The organism is Butyrivibrio sp. AE3003 (assembly GCF_000686065.1).
Classification (GTDB): Bacteria; Bacillota; Clostridia; order Lachnospirales; family Lachnospiraceae; genus Butyrivibrio; species Butyrivibrio hungatei_A.
In genome coordinates, this window is the sequence record NZ_JMLX01000001.1 from 2,842,662 (window position 1) to 2,867,269 (window position 24,608).

At 41.5% G+C, this 24,608-nt stretch carries 21 protein-coding genes; 16 read left to right on the forward strand and 5 right to left on the reverse strand.

All coding sequences use genetic code 11. From position 1 onward, the window contains the following. The first annotated feature begins 12 nt into the window (after positions 1 to 12). The 15 genes from CD00_RS0113630 (at position 13) to CD00_RS19505 (ending at position 16,020) form a co-directional block, all read left to right on the forward strand. Entirely contained in the window at positions 13 to 2,397 is a 2,385-nt protein-coding gene (locus CD00_RS0113630; RefSeq protein WP_026656464.1) for an HD-GYP domain-containing protein, read from the forward strand. 115 nt (positions 2,398 to 2,512) lie between these two features. Beyond that, complete coding sequence (locus tag CD00_RS0113635) at positions 2,513 to 3,535, forward strand: acyltransferase family protein (protein WP_026656465.1); 1,023 nt, start codon at positions 2,513 to 2,515, stop codon at positions 3,533 to 3,535. Between the two features lie 128 nt (positions 3,536 to 3,663). Next, the gene (locus tag CD00_RS0113640) at positions 3,664 to 4,152 is read left to right on the forward strand and encodes a hypothetical protein (protein ID WP_026656466.1); all 489 of its coding nucleotides are present in this window, start codon (positions 3,664 to 3,666) and stop codon (positions 4,150 to 4,152) included. 222 nt (positions 4,153 to 4,374) lie between these two features. Further along, a complete protein-coding gene (locus CD00_RS0113645) occupies positions 4,375 to 5,439 on the forward strand; it encodes an NAD(P)-dependent alcohol dehydrogenase (RefSeq protein WP_026656467.1) in 1,065 nt (354 codons plus the stop codon). A gap of 186 nt (positions 5,440 to 5,625) precedes the next feature. Then, positions 5,626 to 6,600: a GTP-binding protein gene (locus tag CD00_RS0113650; protein ID WP_026656468.1), complete on the forward strand. Its 975-nt coding sequence runs from the start codon at positions 5,626 to 5,628 to the stop codon at positions 6,598 to 6,600. A 38-nt stretch (positions 6,601 to 6,638) separates the two neighbouring features. Beyond that, positions 6,639 to 7,943 carry an MFS transporter gene (locus CD00_RS0113655; protein ID WP_026656469.1) on the forward strand — a complete coding sequence of 435 codons (1,305 nt, stop codon included), beginning with the start codon at positions 6,639 to 6,641 and terminating at the stop codon, positions 7,941 to 7,943. A gap of 327 nt (positions 7,944 to 8,270) precedes the next feature. Then, positions 8,271 to 9,005 carry a response regulator transcription factor gene (locus CD00_RS0113660; protein ID WP_026656470.1) on the forward strand — a complete coding sequence of 245 codons (735 nt, stop codon included), beginning with the start codon at positions 8,271 to 8,273 and terminating at the stop codon, positions 9,003 to 9,005. Continuing rightward, entirely contained in the window at positions 9,005 to 9,676 is a 672-nt protein-coding gene (locus CD00_RS0113665) for an LptM family lipoprotein (RefSeq protein WP_026656471.1), read from the forward strand. The genes CD00_RS0113660 and CD00_RS0113665 overlap by 1 nt, the downstream gene beginning before the upstream one ends. 17 nt (positions 9,677 to 9,693) lie before the next feature. Next, the gene (locus tag CD00_RS0113670) at positions 9,694 to 10,848 is read left to right on the forward strand and encodes a hypothetical protein (RefSeq protein ID WP_026656472.1); all 1,155 of its coding nucleotides are present in this window, start codon (positions 9,694 to 9,696) and stop codon (positions 10,846 to 10,848) included. Continuing rightward, positions 10,832 to 12,115: a sensor histidine kinase gene (locus tag CD00_RS0113675; protein ID WP_026656473.1), complete on the forward strand. Its 1,284-nt coding sequence runs from the start codon at positions 10,832 to 10,834 to the stop codon at positions 12,113 to 12,115. Before CD00_RS0113670 ends, CD00_RS0113675 begins: the two co-directional genes overlap by 17 nt. Positions 12,116 to 12,324: 209 nt before the next feature. Further along, complete coding sequence (locus CD00_RS0113680; protein WP_026656474.1) at positions 12,325 to 12,648, forward strand: hypothetical protein; 324 nt, start codon at positions 12,325 to 12,327, stop codon at positions 12,646 to 12,648. A gap of 91 nt (positions 12,649 to 12,739) precedes the next feature. Next, positions 12,740 to 13,828, forward strand: a complete 1,089-nt coding sequence (locus tag CD00_RS0113685; protein ID WP_026656475.1) for a metal ABC transporter substrate-binding protein — start codon at positions 12,740 to 12,742, stop codon at positions 13,826 to 13,828. A gap of 16 nt (positions 13,829 to 13,844) precedes the next feature. After that, the gene (locus CD00_RS0113690) at positions 13,845 to 14,555 is read left to right on the forward strand and encodes a metal ABC transporter ATP-binding protein (protein WP_026656476.1); all 711 of its coding nucleotides are present in this window, start codon (positions 13,845 to 13,847) and stop codon (positions 14,553 to 14,555) included. Continuing rightward, positions 14,552 to 15,394, forward strand: coding sequence for a metal ABC transporter permease (locus tag CD00_RS0113695; protein WP_026656477.1), 843 nt, complete (start codon positions 14,552 to 14,554; stop codon positions 15,392 to 15,394). Before CD00_RS0113690 ends, CD00_RS0113695 begins: the two co-directional genes overlap by 4 nt. Further along, on the forward strand, positions 15,391 to 16,020 hold the full coding sequence (locus CD00_RS19505; RefSeq protein ID WP_051594217.1) for a hypothetical protein: 630 nt from the start codon (positions 15,391 to 15,393) through the stop codon (positions 16,018 to 16,020). The genes CD00_RS0113695 and CD00_RS19505 overlap by 4 nt, the downstream gene beginning before the upstream one ends. Here CD00_RS19505 and CD00_RS0113705 read toward each other — a convergent pair. The 5 genes from CD00_RS0113705 to CD00_RS0113725 all read right to left on the reverse strand — a co-directional run bounded on the left by CD00_RS0113705 (position 16,015) and on the right by CD00_RS0113725 (position 22,759). Next, a complete protein-coding gene (locus CD00_RS0113705) occupies positions 16,015 to 17,706 on the reverse strand; it encodes a GGDEF domain-containing protein (protein ID WP_026656478.1) in 1,692 nt (563 codons plus the stop codon). The two genes, CD00_RS19505 and CD00_RS0113705, sit on opposite strands and share 6 nt — an antisense overlap. Then, a complete protein-coding gene (locus CD00_RS0113710) occupies positions 17,699 to 19,465 on the reverse strand; it encodes a GGDEF domain-containing protein (protein ID WP_026656479.1) in 1,767 nt (588 codons plus the stop codon). Before CD00_RS0113710 ends, CD00_RS0113705 begins: the two co-directional genes overlap by 8 nt. Before the next feature lie 102 nt (positions 19,466 to 19,567). Beyond that, a complete protein-coding gene (locus tag CD00_RS18500; protein ID WP_051594218.1) occupies positions 19,568 to 20,461 on the reverse strand; it encodes a TPM domain-containing protein in 894 nt (297 codons plus the stop codon). Positions 20,462 to 20,497: 36 nt separating this feature from the next. After that, a complete protein-coding gene (locus CD00_RS0113720) occupies positions 20,498 to 21,553 on the reverse strand; it encodes a hypothetical protein (RefSeq protein ID WP_026656480.1) in 1,056 nt (351 codons plus the stop codon). Positions 21,554 to 21,568: 15 nt separating this feature from the next. Beyond that, positions 21,569 to 22,759, reverse strand: coding sequence for an SPFH domain-containing protein (locus tag CD00_RS0113725; RefSeq protein WP_026656481.1), 1,191 nt, complete (start codon positions 22,757 to 22,759; stop codon positions 21,569 to 21,571). 180 nt (positions 22,760 to 22,939) lie between these two features. Here CD00_RS0113725 and CD00_RS0113730 point away from each other — a divergent pair, with 180 nt between their 5' ends. Next, positions 22,940 to 24,499, forward strand: a complete 1,560-nt coding sequence (locus tag CD00_RS0113730; RefSeq protein ID WP_026656482.1) for an ASKHA domain-containing protein — start codon at positions 22,940 to 22,942, stop codon at positions 24,497 to 24,499. Positions 24,500 to 24,608: the final 109 nt, after the last annotated feature.

Genomic DNA, 24,608 nt, shown 5'->3' on the forward strand with positions numbered 1-24,608 from the left:
GAGCAGGTGGAAATGTTTGAGATTATAGAGAAGTATCAACTGGATATTATGCTGGGCCTTTCCTCTACGTGTATGGCATTTGCATTTCTGTTGTTCTTTACGCAGTTTCTGGAGAAAAAAAGAAGATTGATAATTTTTACTGTAGAGTCATCTGCGGCAATTCTTATCTTCTTCGATCGTTTGTCGTATATCTATTCCGGAAATACGACAATGACGGGATATATTATGGTCAGGCTCAGTAATTTCCTTGTATTTGCGATGACTCCGGTGGTTATATTGGGACTGAATCTTTACATAGTCGATCTGCTGAGGGTTGAGGCAAATCAAAAAACTATGCTCAAAAGACTTAGATTTGTGAATATTGCGGCAATTGTACAGATAATGTTTGTAGTAATCTCGCATTTTACCGGATGGATCTATTACATTGATGAAAGAAATATATATAACAGAGGATCGCTGTTTTTGCTGTGTTACATTATGCCTGTGCTGTGTCCGCTTATACAGTTAACGGTTATACTAGAGTTTCAAAAGGCTATAAGCAGATTGGCACGCGTTTCTATCGTGACCTGCATATTTGCGCCTATCATAGCGGGAATTATTCAGATATTTGCGTTTGGAATATCTATTGTTGATATTTTCATGGTTCTGGTTGCGATCTTCTTGTATGTATTTAGCTATATCGATGTAAACCGTGCGGTAATAAGGGCACACAAGATCGAGATAGGCGAGCTGAAGGACGGAGAAAAGCGCATGAAGCGTCTGTTTGACCAGACAACCTCGGCTCTTGTAAAAGCAATAGAAAATAAAGACGAATATGCACAAGGCCATTCCCAAAGAGTTGCCGATATTGCAAAAGAGATCGCAATGCGCTCGGGCATGGATGAACAGAAGTGTGAAGGCGTGTACTATGCAGCGCTTCTCCACGATATAGGTATGGTCGGAATTCCTGACAGTATTATTGAGAAGCAGAAAGATCTTACAGAGGATGAACAAAAGATACTTAAGAAGAAGCCGATAATAAGCGGCGAGATCTTGGCAGATATCAAGGAATATCCGTATCTGCGGGACGGGGTTCTTTACAGCAATGAAAAGTATGACGGCAGTGGTTATCCTGAGGGACTTAAGGGAGAAGAAATTCCCGATGTTGCAAGGATCATTGCAGTTGCGGATGCGTATGTCTCCATGACTTCGAATAAAAGGTACCGTGAACCGCTTCCGTATATCATGGTCAGGCAGGAATTTGTTGAGATGTCCGGAACGCAGTTCGATCCTGTCTATTCCAAGATAATGCTCCATATAATGGATAGAGAAAACTCGTGTAAAAAAGACGACAGAGTTATGGATTCTGAGATTGTCTGCAGGGCATACAAGGAGCAGGTTTCTCTTGGAGTTCATATAACAGATGTTGTAAAGAAGATATATTTTGACTGCGATCAGCTTGAACTTAAGGAAGGGGAATATTCATCGCCTTCGATTATTTTGTTTGATTCCTATGACAAGCGATTTCATAAGAGCATAAAAGCAATAAACGCATACAGATATCTGGAGTACGGAGAAATCTGGCCGGACGGACATTATGTTTCAACTGCGGCAAGGAATATGAAAATTGAAGTAGTTGAGATTCCGGAAAAAAAGAAAAAGCGAAGGGCTGTAAAGAAGGAGAAGAAAAAAGGGCAGTATGAGATAGGAATGGCCAAATATGACGATCACATAACGCTTGAGATGAAGTACATGAATCACAAGGTCAAGGCGGTCATATCTCTTCAAGACAATACCAAAGAAGCATATATTGGTATTACGGGTGAAAATTGCCATATAAAAAATATTATTGTTGAAGAGACCGGCAAAAAAATCGGCGAAGGTGATATAGAGCGAATTTCAGATGTTATAAGATATACAGATCGTATTGAGTCTGACCTTCCTAATATCCAGATTGACAGGACAAGGTCTGCATCTACTGAAGGAATCGAGCTTGAAGATGAGGTAAGGCTTTATTTCCATTCCATGAGCCTTCCGGCAGCCAATCTTGTGTGGCATTGCCCTTATATCGTGCTGTTTTATTCCTCGGACGGAAAGGTTGGAGGCGAGGATTATCGTGAATACGCAATGATAAAGATAAACGGCGAAGTGTCGGGCGATGAAGATATTGCGGAAAACAAAGTATTTATGAAGAAAAATGAAAATTTCAAAGGTTGGGAAAAATGGAAAGAAGAGACAAAGGAAGGCATAGACTGTTTTGTACTCTTTGAAAGACATGGAAATAAGATTACAACGGAGACGGAAAATCTTGGTATTGCCATAGAAAATACGACCACCTTCCACGGTGAATATGATGAAGTTTATGTGGCACTTACGGGTGATGAAGTCGCAATTACGGATATCCGCATTATGAAATAACAAGATATGCATAATATTTGATAGAATGTTCATAAAAATTTTAATGAATATGAGAAGCGGGGGTGATAGAATAATCTGCATATCAGAATGCAACAAAAAGTAACAAGAAGAACGAATGAAAGAACAGATAGTAACGAACAGATTAAAAGAAATGGACATATATAAAGCTATAGCGATCATCATGGTTGTTTATGGTCATGTAGCTTCAAATACGGTAGGAGTGTATTCGGGTTTTATCAGCTTTGTGCACATGCCGATCTTCTATTTTGTGAGCGGTTTTTTCCTGTATAAGGAACTTAAGAAGTATTCGGAAAAAGAGCTTGTGAAAAAGAAGTGCTTGCGATTGATCGTTCCGTATATTACATGGTCGTTTGTCGCCTTTATGGCAAACGCTGTGGTAACAGTAGCGGGAAAAGGCATGGAGATGGGCATTCTCATGGATGATGCCGTGCAGATATTTATATATGCAAGAAGTGTGTGGTTTTTTATTCAGCTCTTTTTTGCACATATGCTTTTTATACTGATCCACAAAGTGACGGATAAGAAGGCGCTGAGAGCGGCTTTGAATATAGGCATATGGGCGCTTTTGATTATCTTTTGCACTACGGAAATTTTCTGTATGTGGAAAATTAAATGGCTGTATGGCTTTTTACTTCTGGGGTATGTATGCGGCGAATATGATGTGCTTCCTAAGATTGGGACGATCAAGCCGAAAATGCGGGGCGCTATATTTATCTTTTGCCTTGTAGGATGGATAGCGGTTACGGTTATGGCTTCCGGATGCTATTCAACGGACCTTGTCTACGGCTTTGACGATATGCCATTTTCGTTTAAGACGTTTGGAATTGAACTTTCTGTCTGGGCATGCGGACTTTTGGGTATGACTACGATATATTTTGTGAGCCGTTTTATTGCCGGATTCAGAATTTTTGATATACTGTACCGGATGGGAAGCTATACTTTGGATATATATGTGGGCCATATGCTTCTTTTGTTTGTAATAAAAAGGATAACTATGCCTCAGGATCTTGTGTTTGTATTATCGTTTATTATTGCGTTTTTCTTTATAAGTGTGCCGCTTTACGTATTGTCAAAATATTTTTTGAGAAAAATAGAACTATACAGAATGGTCACATAATTGCCGAAATATATGGGTGTTCAGAATAGTAGAAAAATAAGCGAATAACGGTAGGGGAACCGGCTTATTGGTTAATGGAAAGGGTGAAATTATGTATAGGACAGTAAAAAAAGAAGTATATCATTACAATGCTTCTTATATCGGTAGCATGCGCGTTTTTGTTCGCAGGATGCGGGAATGGCGGAGCGGAAGATCTTTATCTTAGCAAGGTGAGCTACGTTGTTTGCCCGGTGGACGGTCAGGATATCGATATGTATGTAGTGTCATCGGATTGTTCGGTGATACATTATTTGATAAGAGCAACCGATGACCTTGATATCAAGGAGCTCTTTGAAGGCAAATTCCCTGAAGGGGGATTTTCAAGCGAAAGGCAGCAGATAACCGAACAGGACTGGGAGAAGCTCCAAAGCGTAGTGAATGAGACGGAGTTTATCTATTTGCCCGGTGAAGTGTCAGATTCCGAGATGGCAGCCGATTCAGGCAGCAGCTATATAGAGATAAAGACGGATATGATAAAGCACCTGGCCGGCGGGCATAATGCAGGCTTTGGCAGAGATAAGGCAAATAAGAAATACAGGAGCGTCGCTGATGTGCTTAACACCGCGCTTGGTAACTGACGGCCTGATGTTATACTTTTTTATAAAAAAGAAATGATAGTAGAAGGGGGCTTTGTGAAAAGAGCTTCCTTTTTTGTGCGCTCATTTTTAAAAATACAGAAAAGTGCACATAAATATACGGATAATGATTGACTGTATGTGCATTTTTCATATAAGATGATATCAACACTCAATTTTGCATAATTTAATAAAGGAGGAGAACATCTTATGGAGCAGAAGACAATGAAGGGTTTTGCAATGCTTAAGATCGGTGAGGTCGGATGGATTACAAAAGACGTTCCGAAGTGTGGACCGCTCGATGCAATCTGCAAACCGCTTGCCATTGCAATATGTACTTCAGATGTACATACAGTATGGGAAGGTGCTGTTGGTGATCGTCATAACATGATCCTTGGTCATGAAGGTTGTGCGGAAGTTGTGGAAGTAGGTGAACTTGTTAAGGACTTTAAGCCCGGTGACAGAGTTTTGGTACCTGCTATCACACCCGATTGGAGTTCGCTTGAGGCTCAGGCCGGATATTCGATGCACTCAGGTGGAATGCTTGCAGGATGGAAGTTCTCCAACTTTAAGGATGGCTTGGATTCCGAGTTTTTCCACGTTAATGATGCGGACGGAAACCTTGCACATATGCCGGAAAACATCAACATTGTAGATGCATGTATGCTTTCTGATATGGTTCCCACAGGATTCCACGGAGTAGAGCTTGCTGACGTTCAGTTTGGTGACACGGTTCTTGTTATCGGTATCGGTCCCGTAGGACTTATGAGTGTAGCCGGGGCGTCACTACGTGGTGCGTCAAGGATCATTGCTGTAGGAACACGTCCTAAATGTGTTGAAGCAGCTAAGAAGTACGGCGCAACCGACTTTATCAATTACAAAAACGGATCTATAGAAGATCAGGTTATGGAACTTACATCAGGAAAAGGTGTAGATAGAGTAGTTATCGCGGGTGGTAATGTCGATACTTTTGAGTCGGCAGTTAAATCGGTTAAACCCGGCGGACTTATCGGTAACGTTAACTATCTCGGAAGCGGCGATTATATCAGCATTCCCAGAACCGACTGGGGTGTTGGAATGGGACATAAGCAGATCCGCGGAGGACTTATGCCGGGTGGAAGACTTCGTATGGAGAAACTGGGAGCACTGGTATCTTCAGGAAGACTTGATGTAAGCCCGCTTGCAACACATATATTTGAAGGATGGGATCACATTCCCGAAGCATTGCAGCTTATGAAAGATAAGCCGGCAGACCTTATCAAGCCGGTTGTAAAGCTTGTAAATGAGTAATGTTTAACTTTTATTAAAATTATAGGGCAGTCGCAGATTTTAAAGTTTGCGACTGCTCTTGCTGAGAGAACCTGCTGAGGTTTTTTCGAGGCTGGTTCGAACGTCTTACGGCGAACGAAGTGAGAGCGGAAGTTCCTTATACCCTTATTAAGAAGGAGAATACGCCGACGCACCGGCGATGATCATATGAAAGTACTGATAGTTACAGGCTTTTTGGGAGCCGGAAAGACCACATTTATAAAAGAGTTGTTAAAACATACTAAGCGCTATACTGCGGTTCTGGAAAATGAATTCGGAGATACAAATCTGGACAGCCTCGAAATTTCAGGCTCTACAGATAATAAGGATATGCAGGTTCTTGAGTTCATGGAAGGCTGTGTTTGCTGCAGCAAGAAAGATTCTTTTTTGTACTCAATCCTTACAGTATCAACGGGAATCGCACCCGAGTATCTGATCGTAGAACCGTCGGGCGTTGCCAAACTAAGCAATATTCTTGCCGGCCTTGAAAAAGTCAGGTACGAGAAAATTATTCCGGTAAGTCCTATTGTAATAGTATCTGCGAAGTCTTTTTCATCAAATCTTCATGAGTACAGGGAGCTTATGCGAGACCAGATTTTGAATGCGGGGCACGTAATCTTCTCAAAGACTGAGGGAATGGATGCTGATGAGCTGGAAGAAGTAAAGAAGCAGATAAGAGAGATAAATCCCGATGCGAAGATAACGGAATCTTACCAAGATGGCAAGAGCGAGGATTGGTGGACGGAGGTTATGTCGGATGAGGAAGCGCACGCAGTCGGTGCCGGCGAGGATGAAGGTGCAGATAATAGTGGGCAGCAGGCTTTTGAGCAAATGACATTTGATCTCATGGAGTTTAATTCTGTAGGAGCACTTGCCGTTTTCTGTGACGATCTATTGAGGAAGCAATACGGCGATATAGCCCGCGCCAAAGGTGTTGTTAAAGTGGGCAATGAAGCTCTTCGTTTCGACATCGCTGACAATTCATACGTGATCACAGGCGGAGAAGAGCCTTATCAGGCAGTGTTCATCGGATCTAGCATAGAGCGGGAGAAACTGTTGGTAGATCATGGGAAGTATTCACTCGCGCAAAATATGCCGAAGAAGGTTGCAGATAAGGGCTATACAAAGATAAGACCAAGGTGATATAGTCTGTTATTAAAGAGACATCTTAGGGGGACGACATGAATAACAAGACTAATTATATATCTTTCTGGTTAAGCCAAGCAGTCTCAGAACTTGGAAGTATGATGACAAGCTATGCGCTTATCATTTGGGCCTATCAGCAGAGTAGGTCTGTTATGCAGGTATCGCTGCTTACTTTTTTCACATTTGCACCAAAGGCAATAACAAGCTTTTTTATAGGCGGATTTGTGGATCGCCATGATAAGAAAAAAATCATCATGCTTACGGATACGGCTTCTGCGCTTTGTTCCGTTATTGTATGTGTGCTTCTTTATACACAGAAAATGAACTTGTCGTATATATATGTTATAAATATTGTGCTGGGCGTCATGGAAGCTATACAATCACCGGCTTCATCAGTAGCGCTAGGCTTGATCGTACCTGAGGATAAATATGAGAAGATCAGCGGATTAAGCTCTATATCAGAGAATGTAAGCGTTGTGCTTTATCCAATGCTTGCCAGTGCTTTGATGGGATTTTTTGGAATTGCGTCTGTGCTTATGTTTGATATCGCGACATTCCTTTTTGCAATCACAGTAATGTTCTTTGTTATACAGATTCCCAAGGGAAGTGACCCTGAGGAAGAAGATGGGATGTTTGACGGCTTCTTTGGCGGAGTGAAGTTTTTGAAAGAGAACAAAGGAGTCCTCTATATCATCATCTGCATGACCTTAATGAATTTCCTTTCACGTTTATCTTATGAAAATATTTTGTCACCTATGATTCTTGCAAGAAGCAATGACAATGAAATGGTACTTGGCATTGTAACGTCATTCATCGGAGCAGGTGGAATTGTTGGAGGAGTTTTGGTTAGCACATTGAAAATGCCGAAGAACAAAGTGAAGATGCTGTTTTATTCCGCAGCGCTTTCATTCGCATTCGGCGATTTGCTCATGGCATTTGGACAGAATGTTTTTGTATGGAGCATTGCAGGAATTGCGGCAAGTTTGCCGATTCCGTTTACTATGGCGGCGCAGTCGGTACTGATATATACAAATGTGCGCGAAGATATACAGGGCAGAGTGTTTGCGGTAAGGAATGCGATGAAGTTTGCTGCAATCCCTATGGGAATCTTGCTGGGCGGCGCGCTGTCTGAGTACCTCTTTGAACCATTTGTAAATAGTGGAACGGAAGTATCCTCTATGATTGTACGTTTGCTTGGAAATACAGACGGAACCGGAATGGCGATTATGTTCTTGTGTACCGGCATTACAGGATTTGCAAGCTGCATGTTGCTTTCAAGAAGTAAGCAGGTAAAAGAACTGTCTATACCTGCAGAGCAAGATGAGACTCAAGCGGCATAAGAGGAAAAATCCATACGGATCCAATGTAGCGGATCTTATCAGAACAGGCTCTAACACTCCGCAGACAATTTTGCAAATTAGACACTTGTCAGGATACAAACGCGATACATTAGTGTCGCGTTTTCTTTTTTGGACACTCCTACGGATATTACGCTTTCTCATAAGTGTTGACCATAATTTTGTTCATGTTTCTAATGCTCAAATAGTCGTGAACAGTCGCAAGTATCCCATCTTAAACAATTCTTAAAGATTTCCCCTATTGGAACTTAAAAATTTTTTCAATACAATGTATCTATGATTAATCATTGAAAATATACGGGAGAAAAAATGAACAATATTCTTATTTGTGATGATGAAAAGGACATCGTATCCGCGCTTAGGATTTACCTTGAAAGTGAAGGCATGAGTGTTACGGCAGCTTATAACGGAAAAGAAGCGCTTGAAATAATGCAGAGTCCTATCGGAAATGACATTCATCTTATCCTTATGGATGTGATGATGCCTGAGATGGACGGAATAACTGCAATGGCAGAGATCAGAAAGATATCCAATGTGCCTATAATCATGCTCACTGCAAAAAGTGAGGATGCAGATAAAGTTGTGGGGCTGACGGTCGGAGCAGATGACTATGTTACCAAGCCGTTTAATCAGGTTGAGCTGATGGCGAGAGTAAAATCCCAGATTCGTCGTTATACAATGCTTGGGGCTAAAGGCACTCCGGAAGTAATACCTAATACAGACATGATTACTATCGGCGGTATTGAATTAAATGATAAGGCAAAAGAAGTAACGCTGGATGGAAACCCTGTTTCGCTCACTCCCTTGGAATATGACATATTGAAACTATTGATGACTCATCCGGGTGAAGTTTTTTCTCCAAAAGAAATATATACAAGTGTCTGGAAAGAAAACATGATAGGCGCCGAAAGTACGGTGGCTGTTCATATCAGGCATCTTAGAGAAAAATTGGAATATGACAGTACAGATCCCAGATATTTAATAGCTGTCTGGGGGCGAGGATATAAGATTGAGAAGGGAACACCTCGGGAAAGGAAAGTGTAATGAAAAAAAGAACTGGTTTTTTAATAATATCTGCTATGGTGCTTACACTTGCAGGCTGTGGACAGGCGAATCAATCAAATACATCTGATGCATCGAATGCGTCTGACACATCGAATGTGTCAAGTACACCTGAAATATCGAATACATCTGACACATCAAATACACCTGAAATATCGAATGTAGCAAATACATCGGATACACTGAATGCGGTGGTTATATCTGATCCATCGTATACGATACCGGAATCAGATCTATCTTTTGAATATAACGGAAAGAGCGTTTCCGTCAAAAATGATGCAAAGAAAAATATTGAAGCTCTCGGTAATCCAACTGAGGAAAAGACTTCACCATATAATGAACTTGACAAATCATATATATTTGGCAATGCTCCTGATTCAATAGAGCTTTTAACTATTAAAGATAAAACACAGGCAATAGTAATCCATGATTCAAATGTAAAAACTTCCAGAGGCATAGGAGTGGGAAGTGCTTGCGATGATGTAATAGCTGCGTACGGTGGTAAAGCTCCTACCGGCGTGGATGGTATTGATATCTCGATAAAATTCTCTTATAGTTACAAGAATTACTCGGTTTCATTTGATATTGATGATAAGGACCGTGTGGTAACAGCAATTACCTATTCAAACAATACTATGACCCGTCTGTGGTGACGGATTGAGGAAAGAAGATGAAACGTTTTTACAGTATAAAAGCAAAAATATTATTGGCAATAGCATGTATATTCTTTACAGTGTGTTTTTTAGTGAGTATAGTTGCAAGTTATATTATTGGTGCAAAAACATATCATAGTGATGGTTCAACGACATACTCATTTAGAAAAGAAGTTTTTGATGATGCGGGAAAAGCATATGCTGTGCTAGCTCTTTCTAAATATGATTCCGGATTCAATACCGATCTTTTGAATGGGATGAACTGTTACTATGGAGTTATTGACGGGGCTATATCGGAAGATGCAGATTTAAATGATAACAGCATATACCTTTATCGAAATTTTGCCGGTGTTTCAGTGCCATCATGGAATAATGAATTATTTATTAATTCATATACAGTAAATGACAAAACAGTTTTTAATAGAAGTGAACAATTCTTAGGAATGTTCGGGGCGCAGAATAGCATACTTACAGATACAAGCAGACGTGAGGAAGTATTTGAAGTTCAAGGTATAGGATACGATACCTTGGGAAGTAAAGCATATGTTTATGCCAATGATCGATTCTTTGCTCTGGATTCATTTTGGTATGGGAGGGTAATGGATGATTATGTTGCTGAAGCTCACAATATGGATAGCACTTTTAGTAAAATATGGTCCATGAATAACACGAATGGCGAAGAAGCTACAGAAGAAAATGAAAAGCTTTTTATTGCAGGCAATGCGTATGATCCTATTTCAAAGTCTATAGAAGACTATAAATTGTGTTTGAATAGTTCCTATGGCCAAAAAGGTATATTGGATGGGGATTATGTGGCGGATCTTTCTCCGATTCATGATACTTTAAAAGACATTGACTCTTTTGATGCGGTTGGAACACGTTTTACTTATTTTAATGATCCACCAAAAATCAGAAGCGAAGTGGAAAATTCCCAAAACAAGCGTTTTACTTTCATTTGTTTTCCCAATGAAGCTAAACTTTCCACCAAAGGTCATGCAAATGATTATTATGCAAAAGCTAAGAAGATTGTCAGCGTAGCATATACGATTAAGCCTTTCGTTCCTATAGTCAGTATTATTTCTTTTGTAATGATATGGGTATGTTTTGGGTTATTTATTAAAGCAGCAGGCCATACAAAACAGAGCAAAAAAAATTGTGGCAGGTCCGTTTGATGGGATTCCGGTAGATTTAGCATTTATTGCAACAGTAGCTTTGGAGCTTATATTTTTAGTAATAATAGCTGAGCTGAAAAATAGATTTGATTATTGGTCGTATTATAAGGTGCTATTTGGTATAGGGGGAAGCTTTATACTTGGAATGGCGGTAGGGCTTTGCTTCTGTTCATTAGTTGCAGTTAATTTCAAGCTTCATAGATTGAATAAGAACATGTTTATTATAAAGCTAATGATGAAATTTGGATGGAAGACGCGGATATGGATTGCTTATGTTTTAATACCTATAATTCTGATTGTGATAAATGTAGCTTTAGAATGGTATGTAGGTGTATGGTTCGATGGTTTATTTGCTTATTTAATGGATAAGGTGGTACTCGCAGCCTTTATATTCTGGGGAATTCGAAGCTATTCGAAGATAAAAGACTCTGCAGAAAAACTTGCGGCGGGAGATATGACAGCACATGTTGATGTGAGGGGAATGCCGCAGTTTATGGAAGAAACCGGAACAGCCCTCAACGATATTCAGGCGGGAATTGAGATAGCTTTGGCGGAGCGCACAAAGAGTGAGCGCATGAAGACAGAGCTTATTACAAATGTATCTCATGATATTAAGACGCCTATCACATCCATAATAAATTACGTTGATCTTCTCGATAAAGAGAACCTGGAAAACGAGAATGCAAAAGAATATCTTGAAGTTCTGAACAGACAGTCGCTTCGTCTTAAAAAACTTGTTGAAGATATTATTGAAGCATCAAAAATCTCCAGCGGAAATATTGAGCTTAATATGGAGGAAGTAAATGCGGAGGTTTTGCTGGATCAGTCTATCGGGGAATTCGCGGAACGACTTAAGGAAAAGAAAATAGAAGTCGTTGTTAACAGCTGTGACAGTGAAATGCACCTCATTGCAGACAACAGGTATTTGTGGAGGGTGTTCGATAATATTATGAGTAATATTGTCAAATATGCTCAGGCAGATACAAGAGCTTATGTAGACCTTGAAAACAATGGCGATAAACTTAGATTTACTTTTAGAAATACATCACGTGAACAATTAAACATCTCACCTGAAGAACTGATGGAAAGATTTGTCAGAGGAGATAAATCAAGATATACAGACGGAAACGGACTCGGCCTCTCTATCGCTCACAGTCTCACCGAGGCCATGGGTGGAACTATGAACATCTTCATAGACGGTGATTTCTTTAAGGTAATTCTTGAATTTGATGCGATTATAGAAAATGTTACAGAAAACGAGGAGTAATGCTATGCTGGATCACTTATTTTACTTTTGTGTAATTATATGGTTCATAGTGCTATACCACTTCGCTGATAATTAATGCTACCGGGCTTAGTATGGCAGATATTTGTTCCTTAAGGAAGAAATATCTGCCTGAAACTTCTCCAGGCCCTTCGGCTTGACATTTTTGCAAACAATGAACTAAACTTGAGGAAGTTTTAGGAGAAGCAAGCATGAATTATAATGGCGCAGTTGAGAAACATAATAATGTGCGCAGAGTGATAGCGGTATTTGTGGCGGTAGCACTCAGCTTTACCATGCTCTTTTCCACAATATATATAGTTAAGGAACAGCATCATGAGTGCCATGGCGTAGAGTGTCCCGTATGTCACAATATTGCAAGGTGCGAGCAGTTTCTTAATCAGATTTCTACAGGTCTTATACATCTTGCTATAAGTGTAGTTGCGGTAATGATCGTCTCGATTATTTTGCCTAGAGAAAATGAGAACATTTCTCATCCTACACTTGTCAGCTTCAAGGTACGTCTCGATAATTGAAGCAACCTCTTTTGTGTAGCGTTTTGCTGCTACATGATCATATTTTTTATCCAATACAATAATAAAAAAATGAATAAGAAAGAGGAATATTATGAAGAAATATATTTCAGTTTTGGTTGCTGCCGTAATGGCAAGCAGCATTATTTGCGCATGCGGAAATGGAAATGCTCAGGATGCATCAGCTGCAGGAACATCAGCAGTAAATGCTTCGGAAGCTGTATCTGAGGCAGCAGGCGACAGTGATATAAGCATTGTGACAACTATTTTCCCTGAATATGACTGGGTTAAGAATATAGCAGGAGAGAACCCTGCAAATGCAGACATCACAATGCTTCTTGATAGCGGTGTAGACCTTCACAGCTATCAGCCCACAGCAGAAGATATTGCTAAGATCTCAAAATGCGACATGTTCATTTATGTTGGCGGAGAGTCTGATGAATGGGTAGATGATGCGCTTAAGGAAGCAACCAATAAAGATATGGTAGTTATCAACCTTCTCGACGTACTTGGCGATGACATCAAGGAAGAAGAGATTGTTGAAGGTATGGAGCACGAGCACGAACATGAAGAGGGCGAAGAGCACGAAGAAGGTGAAGAACACGAGCATGAGGAAGGCGAAGAGCATGAAGAAGGTGAAGAAGTAGAATACGACGAGCACGTATGGCTCTCACTTAAGAATGCGGCTAAACTTTGCAGTGCCATAAAAGACGGAATGGTTTCTGTTGATGAAGCTAACAAAGACGTTTATGAGAAGAACGCAAACGACTACATTACAAAGCTTGAAGCTCTTGACGCAGAATATGAGAATGCGGTTAAGGCAGGAAGCAAGAAGACAGTTCTTTTCGCAGACCGTTTCCCGTTCCGTTACCTTGTTGATGATTACGGACTTGAATATTATGCAGCATTTGTAGGTTGCTCAGCAGAGACTGAAGCAAGCTTTGAAACAATAACCTTCCTTTCAAAGAAAGTAGATGAACTCGGACTTGGTTCCATCCTGACCATTGAAGGAAAGGACAAGAAGATTGCCGATACTGTAAAGCAGAACACAGCAAAGAAGGATCAGAACATCCTTACAATGGATTCTTTGCAGTCAACAACTTCTGATGATGTGGCAAAGGGAGTAACTTATATTTCTGTAATGGAAGGAAATCTTGAAGTACTTAAGGAAGCGCTTAAATAAGGCGGGAGGTGTTATAATGTCGTTCATTTCCGCGCAGAATCTGTCGCTTGGATACGATAGGACTGTGGTTGTTGATGATTTAAATTTCATAGTTGAAAAAGGGAACTATCTTTGCATTGTTGGAGAGAATGGTTCAGGTAAGACAACTCTCATGAAAACAATGCTGGGATTACAGGCATCTATTGGTGGACAGATTCTGTTCGGTGATGGGCTAAAAAAGAATGAGATAGGCTATCTGCCTCAGCAGACGGTTGTTCAAAGAGATTTTCCGGCATCCGTATTTGAGATTGTTCTTTCGGGATGTCAGTCTCACATGGGACTACGACCTTTTTATACGGAAAAAGAAAGGAAGATTGCCCGTGAGAATATGGAGAGGATGGGTATTACCGATCTGAAAAACAGGTGTTACAGAGAGTTATCAGGTGGTCAGCAGCAAAGAGTTCTTTTGGCAAGGGCTCTTTGTGCCACCACAAAAGTTCTTCTTCTGGATGAGCCTGTTTCCGGACTTGATCCCAAAGTTACGTTTGAGATGTATGAACTTATAAAAGAGCTGAATGACAGCGGAGTTACGATAATCATGGTATCGCATGATATAGCCGCTGCCGTTAAGTATGCAAGCCACATACTTCATATCGGGAAAACTTTGTTTTTTGGCACCAAGGATGAGTATGTATCGAGTAATGTCGGAAAGTTCTTTATGAATATGGAAGGAGGCGAGCTTGCATGATAGAGAAGTTAGTGGAATACTTCCAATATCCGTTTGTTGTTTATGCATTTATAGTAGGAACGCTTATAGCACTGTCGTCGTCGCTTCTAGGAGTGACACTTGTTCTTAAGAGATATTCGTTTATTGGAGATGGACTTTCGCACGTTGCTTTCGGAGCGATGGCGATTGCAACTGTACTAAAGATTGCAAACCAGACCGCCGTTATTTTGCCGATAACCGTTATCTGCGCCGTTTTCCTTTTAAGGAGCGGAAATAACGCAAAGATAAAGGGCGATGCCGCAATTGCGATGATCTCTGTCGGAGCGTTGGCATTTGGTTATCTTATCGTAAATAAATTTTCAACCTCCGCGAATCTTTCAGGAGATGTGTGCAGTACATTGTTTGGTTCGATGTCTATACTTACACTTACGATGTCGGAAGTTATGGTATGTGTGGTGTTGTCGATCATTGTTGTGGCATTATTTCTTTTTATGTACAACAAGATATTTGCGGTTACTTTTGATGAGGATTTTGCAAAGGCTACCGGGGTAAAAGCAGATGCTTATAACTTTATCATTGCGGTAATGATCGCAGTGATAATAGTGCTTTCCATGAATCTTGTAGGTTCGCTGCTTATATCGGCGCTTGTGATATTCCCCGCGCTCTCTGCCATGAGTATATTAAAGAATTTCAAAAGCGTTACGATATTTTCGGCAATCTCATCCGTTATATGTGCAATATCAGGAATGCTCATATCGATGCTTGTCGGAACGCCTGTCGGATCTACTATTGTAGCGGTTGATGTTTTTGTATTTGCGGTGGCTTATTTTATCGGAAAAGGAACAGGAGGAAAAGCATGATGAAAAAAATGAGATATATAGCAGTGATGACATTGGTTGTGCTTATTACTTCGGGATGCGCAGATGATTCAAGTGCGGTAAGCTCAAGGCCCGGAAGCGGTGCAAAAACTGTTGATGATGTGATCGCTGAGCAGATGGCTGCAAGTGATATGTCGTCTTTGATCGCAGAGTACGGAGAATATGAAGAGGATGATGCTTCTTATGGTGACACTTCGGGCGCTTCGGATAACTCGGCGGCTGCAACAAGTTTTCATACCGCGGAAGAGATTAAGGTGGACGGAGATTACGTCGATCTGACCAAACAGTCTTCGACAATGATATACACAACTGTTTATAACATGATGTATTATCCTGAAAATTTCGTTGGAAAGACTATCAAGATGACGGGAAATTATTCCGAGTATGTTGCCGAGGATACGGGTAAGCGCTATTTTGCCTGCATTATAAAAGATGCCACGGCGTGCTGCTCGCAGGGAGTTGAGTTTGAACTTACAAGTGATTACAAATATCCCGATAATTACCCGAAGGAAGAGGACCCGATAACGGTAGAAGGAGTCTTTGATTTGTATGAAGAGGGGCAGTATCAGTACTGTACACTCAGAAATGCCAAACTATGTGAATCATAGTCTGGCATCTATTCCAAGTTTTTCATGCATGATTTTCTTGGTTTCATACATACGGCGATCGGCCAGAAGGTATACCTCGTGCGAGCCCTTTTCGGGGCATTCGTGCCGGTATGCGTAACCTGCCGCAACGCTTCGTACGTAATCAGGGTAGATTGCATTCATAACATCAAGGGCGCTGTTCATTCGACTTATCAGATCATCGATGTCGAGTGAAACGGCGTCTTTTATTATTACAAGAAATTCGTCTCCGCCTATTCTGGCGCACATTCCGTATTGGGCGAAGGTGCCGGTGAGTATCTTTGAGAAATCCAAAATATATTTATCGCCTTCGGGGTGACCCATTTTGTCATTTACGGGTTTAAGCCCGTTTAAGTCGATACTGATTATGCAGTAGTCCCGTTGGGATCTGTCGAGCACCTTCATTTCTCTGTCGGCACTTGCCCTGTTGGGGAGATCTGTCAGTCCGTCTGCATAAGCAAGGTGGACAAGCGATTCACGTTCTTTTTTCTGAGCAAAAGTTTTTGTTATGTACAGCAGGTAGTATGCAAGCTGTGACATTGCAAAGATAATCGCGCCCAGACCTATTATCGGGAAAGTCGCCGTCTGCGCGGGCAAGACGCGAATGGTTGTCAGCGTATATCCTATAAGGTGTATGAATCCTGAAGTTGAAAGTGCGAACATACCTATCATCTGCAGGTTTTCTATAAAGAGAGCTTTCTTTTTTACAATTGTCCTTACAAAGCAATAGACAATCAGAACGTAGATTATAAGCGCATTTATGTCGAACAGTATAAGGGTGCGTTTTAAGTGAATGGAAAAAATAAAGTACAAAATCTGCTGAAGAATAGGCACTACTATACTTGCAACAAACAGTCCGATCACTGTCTTTTTCAGCTTTATCTCATTCATGAAGTATAGGATTATGTAGCACAGAGGAACAAAGAGAAATAGCGTGAAATACTCCAGTTCGGTCTCAATGTCGGTGTTTATAAACAGCGAAAGCATATTTGAATAGCACATGAGATAAAAGCCTATGTTTATACATAGGATTGATGCAAATATCTGAATCTTTAATTCCGGCAGGTACGTGACAAACAAAAGGCTCAGTGTCAGCAAAAAGAGACCGAAAGTAAACAGGAACATTCCGATCAGAATGACAAACTGGTTATTGCTGATAATGAATGTCAAAAGGTCGGGGTGGTTTCCGAAATACACCGGGTCAAAGAATGAAAAGGCGTCTTTCTCACACGCGGTGAGCTTGAATGTTAAGTAGCTTTTTCTATAGTTGCGCGGAATTGTTATGAAGTGATATCTTCTTCCGACAAATTTGTTGTTGTCAAATTTGTCCATTCCGTACTCGTATATGAGTTTGCCGTCAAGGTAGCACTTGATTGTAGAATAATTGGTTCTAAATACAATTGCCGGAAGCGGAATATCACCTATAAACGGCATGTTAAGCGACATGATGACTGTGTCACCACGTTTTGGAGGAACGGAGAAAAGAGTATTGATCTCTGTGAGCTTTACATGCGGAAATTCTTCATTGCCTACTCTTACGGTCCAGTTTGAGTTGAACTGAACGGAAGGATAGTCGTGAGTCATATCAAGAAACCAAAAGCATGCAAGGAATATTACGACGACGGTTATGCCGCTGAGCGCAATGATTGAAAGAAGACGTTTACGCATTACTTGTGCTCACCTCCTTCATTGCCTGGTTTTTCATGAGGTCATTGTATAGTCTGCCGAGTGATTCGTTGTGATGTTTCTTTTTCATGGAATACATTCTCTTATCGGCAAGCAGGTATACAAGCTGAGCAGAAGGGTTATTCAGTGAGGGATCGATACTTTCGGCGTATCCCCAGGAGGCAGAATAATGTATCCTACTGCTTTTGCCATTTCTGTAGCTCATCAGGTCTTCTAGGATTGCCAGATCGGTGTCTCTTCTCGGCGCATCAATATATGGAAGCACGACTATAAATTCGTCGCCGCCCATTCTTCCGACAAGTGAAGCGTCTATGAAACTGCTTTTTAGCATGGTTGCAAAACCGCTAAGCAAGGTATCTCCCGCGGAATGGCCGTAGTTATCGTTTGTGTATTTGAGATAATCAAGGTCAACACTTATTATTGTGTAGCGGCCTCTTGTATTGGCAAGGGATAGCTCGCACTTTGCCCTGTTTGCCAGTCTTGTCAGGGAATCTGTGTATGCAAGACCTTCAAGCTGGCTCTGTACGGTTGCTTCATTGATATATTCGATACAGTGATAGAAGTAGTTGACCAAAAGGCAGAGCATGAAGAAGAACGAGCCTATCGTCATAAAGTTGATGGTGGCATTTATTTCGCCCATCTTAAAATATTTAAGGACATTAAATTTGATGATGTCTATCATTGCACAGCCGAGCAAAAGGATAAATCCGATAATGAGCAGATTGGTGGAATAGATTCTTGTTTCAAACTCGTTTCTTGCTTTGGTTCTGGATATAACCGTAATTACTATTGAGCTTATAATGGTCACGCCTTCCAGTATGGCAAGTATATGTAGGAACAGTATAAATTTGCATATGTGAATGATATTTAAAATGTGCAGAGTTGAAGTCACAACAATGAAAATAGTGTCAACTATCAAAAATATTTTGCAGAGCAATATATGCTTGGTCTGTTTGGAGGACATGACAAATCCTGCGATAGAAGCAGGGAGTGTGAAGAGAGAAAAATACTCCAAAAAGTTGGCTATGCTGGCGTGATCTGTGAAAAACCAGAATATGTCGTTGTAGCAAAGGACATATATGCCGATTGCAAGCGATATAAGGGCACTGAAGATAATACTGTAATCATGAAAGTCTGAGAAAATAAGGATTGGCGCCAGTATGGCAAGTACAAAGCCAAAAATGCACAGAAAGGCACCTATTATGAGGGAAAGCCTGTTTTTCTGAATGAGATATGTTGATATGTCGCCGAATGTTCCGAAGTATATTTCTGAAAATCCTGAAAAGGCTTCATCTTCGCAGGATACCATTACTATTTTTATTTTTCTTCCGGAGTAGCCTTCGGGAAGAGAAATAAAGTTCTGCATTTTGGGGACCATTCTGTTATCGTCAGCAAGAAGATGGCCGTAGGTGTAGACAAGGTCGTTGTCGATATATACGTCAACTGTTGCAAGTATGGAACGAAAGTGGATTGATGCCGGATATATGTTTGACTCGGGAAGCGTGTTCTCGATAATAACAATTTCATTTTTATTGACCATGCCGAGATTTGCATCTTTCAGGGATACGGCCGTAAAAGATTTGTGTCCATGCGAAACAGTCCAACCGGAATCCAGCTGAACCATATCTTTTTTGGGCGGTGTATTCAGTTTTGGCGATCCGAGAAATAAGATAACAGTAGTCATTATGGCAATAGCCAATATACCTAAAATGGCTGCCTGCATCTTTGTACCTTTTTTCAAAAAAAGCCTCCTTTGAACTTATATCTAGTATAGCTCAAAGAAGACTTAATTTACACAAAACAGTTAATAAAGAAATGATAAAAAATAAATATACAGATTATATCAGAAGTGTCCGTGGCTTCCTCCGTGAGAATGCCCGGAACTTGAGGTGTGAAAAGAACTGCCGCCTCCGGAGTGGCTTCTGGAGCCGTTGTCTTCGGATTTTCTTACCCTTGATACGCTGCTTGTAATGAAAGTGTCGGTATGAACTTTCATATGAATTCCGTCATGGGTGCGGTATTCCGATGCACTGTTGTTGATGTGAACGGTATTTAGCTTCGCTGCCATAACGCCTATAGGTATGATCGCGGTTGCAAGTCCTATGAGGATGCTCAGAAAAATGTGGCTCTTAGGATCGTAGGTGCTTCCGGAATCATATGAAGTTCCCGAGCCCTCCTCGATATCATACGGTGTTCCTGCGTAAAACAGATCAAGGTAATGGTCGGCTTTCTCGATATAGACTTCAAATGCACCGTAGTAGTCGCCGTCTTTTAGATAGGGCAGCATTTCGTCGGTCATTTCCGCCTGGCCGTAGTCGGTGAAAGCAGAAATTCCGTCGCCTGATGTGCTTATGGCCCATTCTCTTGTATCCATGGAAAGAACAAAGAGAACTCCGGCATCGTTGTAATCGGCACCAAATCCGTTGTAATCAAAATAATCGTCAGCAAAAGCTTCAATGCTTCCCGAGTGGGAAGTTACGGTCAGGATGACTACGTTGCAGTGCTGTTTTTCGCTGAGTTCGTTAAGCTTGCTGAGTATTGTGGCTTTTTCGGATGAACTAAGCAGCTCTGCCTGGTCAAGGAGTCTTTCTTTTTGCCTCGTTGCGGGAATCGAGTAATCGTCCCAAAGAGGCGTCTGGTCGGCATGAACAGGAAGACTTGTGAAAAAGCAGATAAATACTGCAACAAGAAGTCCCAATATATGTATATGTTTGTTTATAAAAATTATTTTTTTCATATTGTTTTACTGTAATAACCTTTTGGTATAGCGAAGTTACATGAAAAAGAACATGGCAATATAAGCAAGTGCGGTAAATCCGAGTGCAAACGGTATATAGTACTTCAAAGCCTGCGTGAAACTAAAAGGAAGTTTTCCTACAAATTTACCGGTTTGTCCGTTCATGGCAAAAAGATAGTTTTGGCCATTCCAGCTCGTGTTAAGTATGTACACGGGGTAGAGTGCATATTTGTGGGAAGAGTTAACCGTACTGCATGTAACATTCACGGGAGTCACAGAATCGTACCCTGAAACTGTCTGCTGGAAGTCGATGGTAGTCGTATGTTCCATTCGTGACAGGGCTCTGGATATCGATTCTTCAGAAGTTACATTGTATTTGTTTGCCAGGAAACCTGCGAGATAGCCCATGTTAAACGAGAGCATCTTGCTTCTGTCAAACGGTTCAAGGGAATCCATGAGGTCGTCAGGCATTTCCTTTGAAGCATCAACGGGAACCTGCTTGAAACTTTCGGTACCTTCGCGAAGCACACTGTAGTACTTGGTCTCCGTGTAATAATATCTTGAATCGGACCATGATCTGTGCTTTGTTGCCTTGTATTCGCCGCTGAAATGTTCGGTAGCATCGTAGAGCCAGAAAGGGACATAAATTCCGCGTATCTCATCGATGTGATTTTTTTCCGCAAAAACCGGCGGCACCAGCTTTCTTTCAGCTACATAGCTTTTGTAGGTGCTTACCGCGTCCTCTTTTGTCTTGGCAAAAGGAATTATGTAGTCCGGCTTGAATTCGCCGGTAAATTTCTCTTTTACTACGATGTTATTGCTGCAAAAAGGGCATTTGGTAGAGCCAAGTGATTCTGTAGTGATGATCTCACCGCCGCAGGAACCGCATGAATAGATAAAAAGAGGTTCGCTTTCTCCGGTTTCGTAAGAAGTGTTTTCTGTCGGCGTGCCGGTGCTGCTTGAGTTGTGGTTTGCCACATAGTCTTTTACATCAAATTCAGAATCGCAATATGGACATTTCAGTTTCTGGGTTTTGGGATTAAATTCCATAGCCCCGCCACAGGCGGGGCATTCATATTCTTGTAAAGCCATATTATCCTCAATAAATCAATTTGCTTTGGGTGAACCGCAGCTTGTGCAGAAGTTTCCTTCATTTACAGTTCCGCAAGAGCAGGTCCATGAAGTTGAAGGCTTCTTGGCACCGCAGTTAGAGCAGAAGTTACCTGTATTTACAGAACCGCATGAACATGTCCACGATCCTGCAGATGCCTGAGCGGGCTGAGCCTGCTGCTGTGCGCCCATTGCAAAGAGCTGGTTTGCGTTCATTCCACCTGCCTGCTGAGCCATGTTCATTCCTGCGAATGCCATCATAGGGCCTGCTGCGGTGTTTTTTGCTGCATCTTGCATAGCCTGTGCCTGTGCACTTGCGATAGTGGCGGCGGCCATGTTGGGATTTCTGAGTGCGCCTGCGCGCTGAAGCTCTTTTATAGTCTTTTCATCTTCTTCGTTTGCGATTACAGAGCTTACGCCAAAGCTTGTAATGGTGATTCCGTAGAATCCTGCCCATTTATCTGAAAGAACTTCGTTGAGAGCGTTTGCAATCTCGGTTGTGTGACCGGGAAGCGCGCTGTATCTTATGCCCATCTCGGAGATCTTTGCAAATGCGGGCTGAAGAGCTGTGAGAAGCTCACTCTTAAGCTGCGAATCTATTTTTTCCTTGGTGAAAGATCCCTCCACGTTTCCGCAGATGTTCTTGTAGAAAAGAACGGGATCAACAACTCTGTAACTGTATTCGCCGTGACATTTGATGCTTACATCCATATCAAGGCCGATATTTGTGTCAACTACGCGGAATGGAACGGGATTGACCGTGCCGTATTTGTTTCCGAGGATTTCTTTTGTATTTATGAAATATACGCGCTGGTCTTTGGGAGCAACTCCGCCGAATCCAACTCTTTTTCCGAATTCCTTGAAACTGTTTACGATAGATTCGCTTAAGTTTCCGTAAAAGATTGAAGATTCGGTTGAAACGTCGTATACGAATTCGCCTGCCTCGGCGCAGATCTCGGTAATCTGTCCCTGATCAACAAGGATCATGCACTGACCTTCGTTGATGGCGATGATTGATCCGTCTGAGATCACGTTGTCGGATCCTTTTTTATTTGAGCCTCTTCCGGCCTTTTTTTCACCTTTTGTAAGTAATGTGTCGCTTGATAATGAAGGACAGTAAAAATACTCTCTCCACTGATCGGCGAGTACGCTGCCTCCGGCTGCCATTGCTGCTTGAATAAGCCCCATAACTGTCTCCTTTCATAACTAAAATTCAGAGTATATTGTGGAAAACCTCTGTTTATTTTAGATTTTTTGTGAGTTTACAAGTAATATTTTCGCACATTTAATCTTAAAAAACTATAATATCGGGAAAATAATGGTATGATACTCTAAAGTAGAAAAAAAACAGTTTGCGCGGTGGTAAGAGTGAAGAAAATCAGGGTCGGCATTGAATACAAAAATAATAATGTTACTCTTGAAACCCTTAAAGGAAAGCAGTTAAAAGGGCTTCTTGCGGATGCGGGTTTTGAGGCATCTTATCCGTGCGGCGGAGTGGGCAGATGCGGGAAGTGCAAAGTGCGATTCACGGAGGGCGCGCCTTATCCGAATACACTCGATAAGAGTTTTTTAAGTGAAAAAGAAATTGCGCAGGGCGTAAGACTTTTGTGCAGGTGCAGTCTTGAAACGGATTGCAAGGTGTGTATCGATGGCGCGGGATCTTCCGAAGAGGATATCGTGGCGGAGACGGCAAAGAGCTCTTTTTCCGGAAAAAAATATGATAAGTACGGCATAGCTGTCGACATCGGTACAACGACGATCGCGGCGGCACTTGTGGGAGTGTCGCTTGACGGGGAAAAAGAAATAATAGATACGGCAGGCGGTATAAATCATCAGAGGCGTGTCGGAGCGGATGTTATATCGAGGATTGCGTATGCGTCCGGCTTAGGTATTGTGGGAAACAAGGAAAAGCTTGATGAACTCAGAGAGTTGGTGCTTGATGATATTTCAGCATTGATTGAAAAACTTGGTAAAAGAGCTTCTGGAGACTTGGCTGCGATAGTTGTTACGGGGAATACCACGATGCTTCATATTTTCAGAGGTCTTGATATCGAGGGACTCGGAAAATATCCGTATAAGCCGGTTGATAACTGCGTATATGAAACTGAGATGTTTGGGACAAAGCTTGTGACAATGCCGGGAATATCTGCATTTGTCGGAGCGGATATCGTTTCAGGAATTTACTGTTCGGAAATTATAAATAAAGAGAGCAGGAAAGAACTTCTGTTAGACCTTGGAACCAACGGAGAGATGGCCTTTTTTGACGGAAAAAATCTTAAGGTGACTTCGACTGCGGCAGGCCCAGTATTCGAGGGCGGTACCATATCGTGCGGAGTGGCATCCATTCCGGGAGCTGTATGCCATGTTGATGTGACAGGGGATTTTGGAAGCGGCTTTTTTACCAAGGTTAAGACGATAGGAGATAAGGATCCGATCGGACTTTGCGGAACAGGAGTTATGGAGGCGGTCTCAGAACTTGTGCGAAACGGGATTGCCGATAAGAGCGGGCTTCTTGCAGATGAGTTTTTTGACGAGGGCTTTGCCCTTACGGATGACGGGAAAGTCAGCGTTTCGCAGCATGACATAAGAAATATCCAGCTTGCAAAGGGCGCGGTCTACACAGGACTTAAAGAACTTGTAGGAGATGATGCTCCTGACAAGGTGTATGTTGCAGGCGGATTTGGAACGAATCTTAATTATGATAGGATAAGGTATATCAGGCTTTTTCCCGACAGCTTTGCAGGAAAAGCCGAGAGTATCGGGAACAGTGCACTAAAAGGCGCAGTGAAATTGCTTTCTGAGATTATTACCGGAAGAAAAGAGGAAGCTTTATCTAATCTGAATAAGATAAGTGAATGTGCAACGGAGGTTGTGCTCGCTAATAAAGAAGACTTTGACGATTCTTTTGTTGATGCTATGAATTTCTGATGGCGTTGTATTAACGAAGATATTATATTGTTTATTTACTGAAACTTCGCTGTTTTGCAACTGCGAAGTTTCAGTTGGTTTAATATATGGTGGGGGGATATCATGCAAA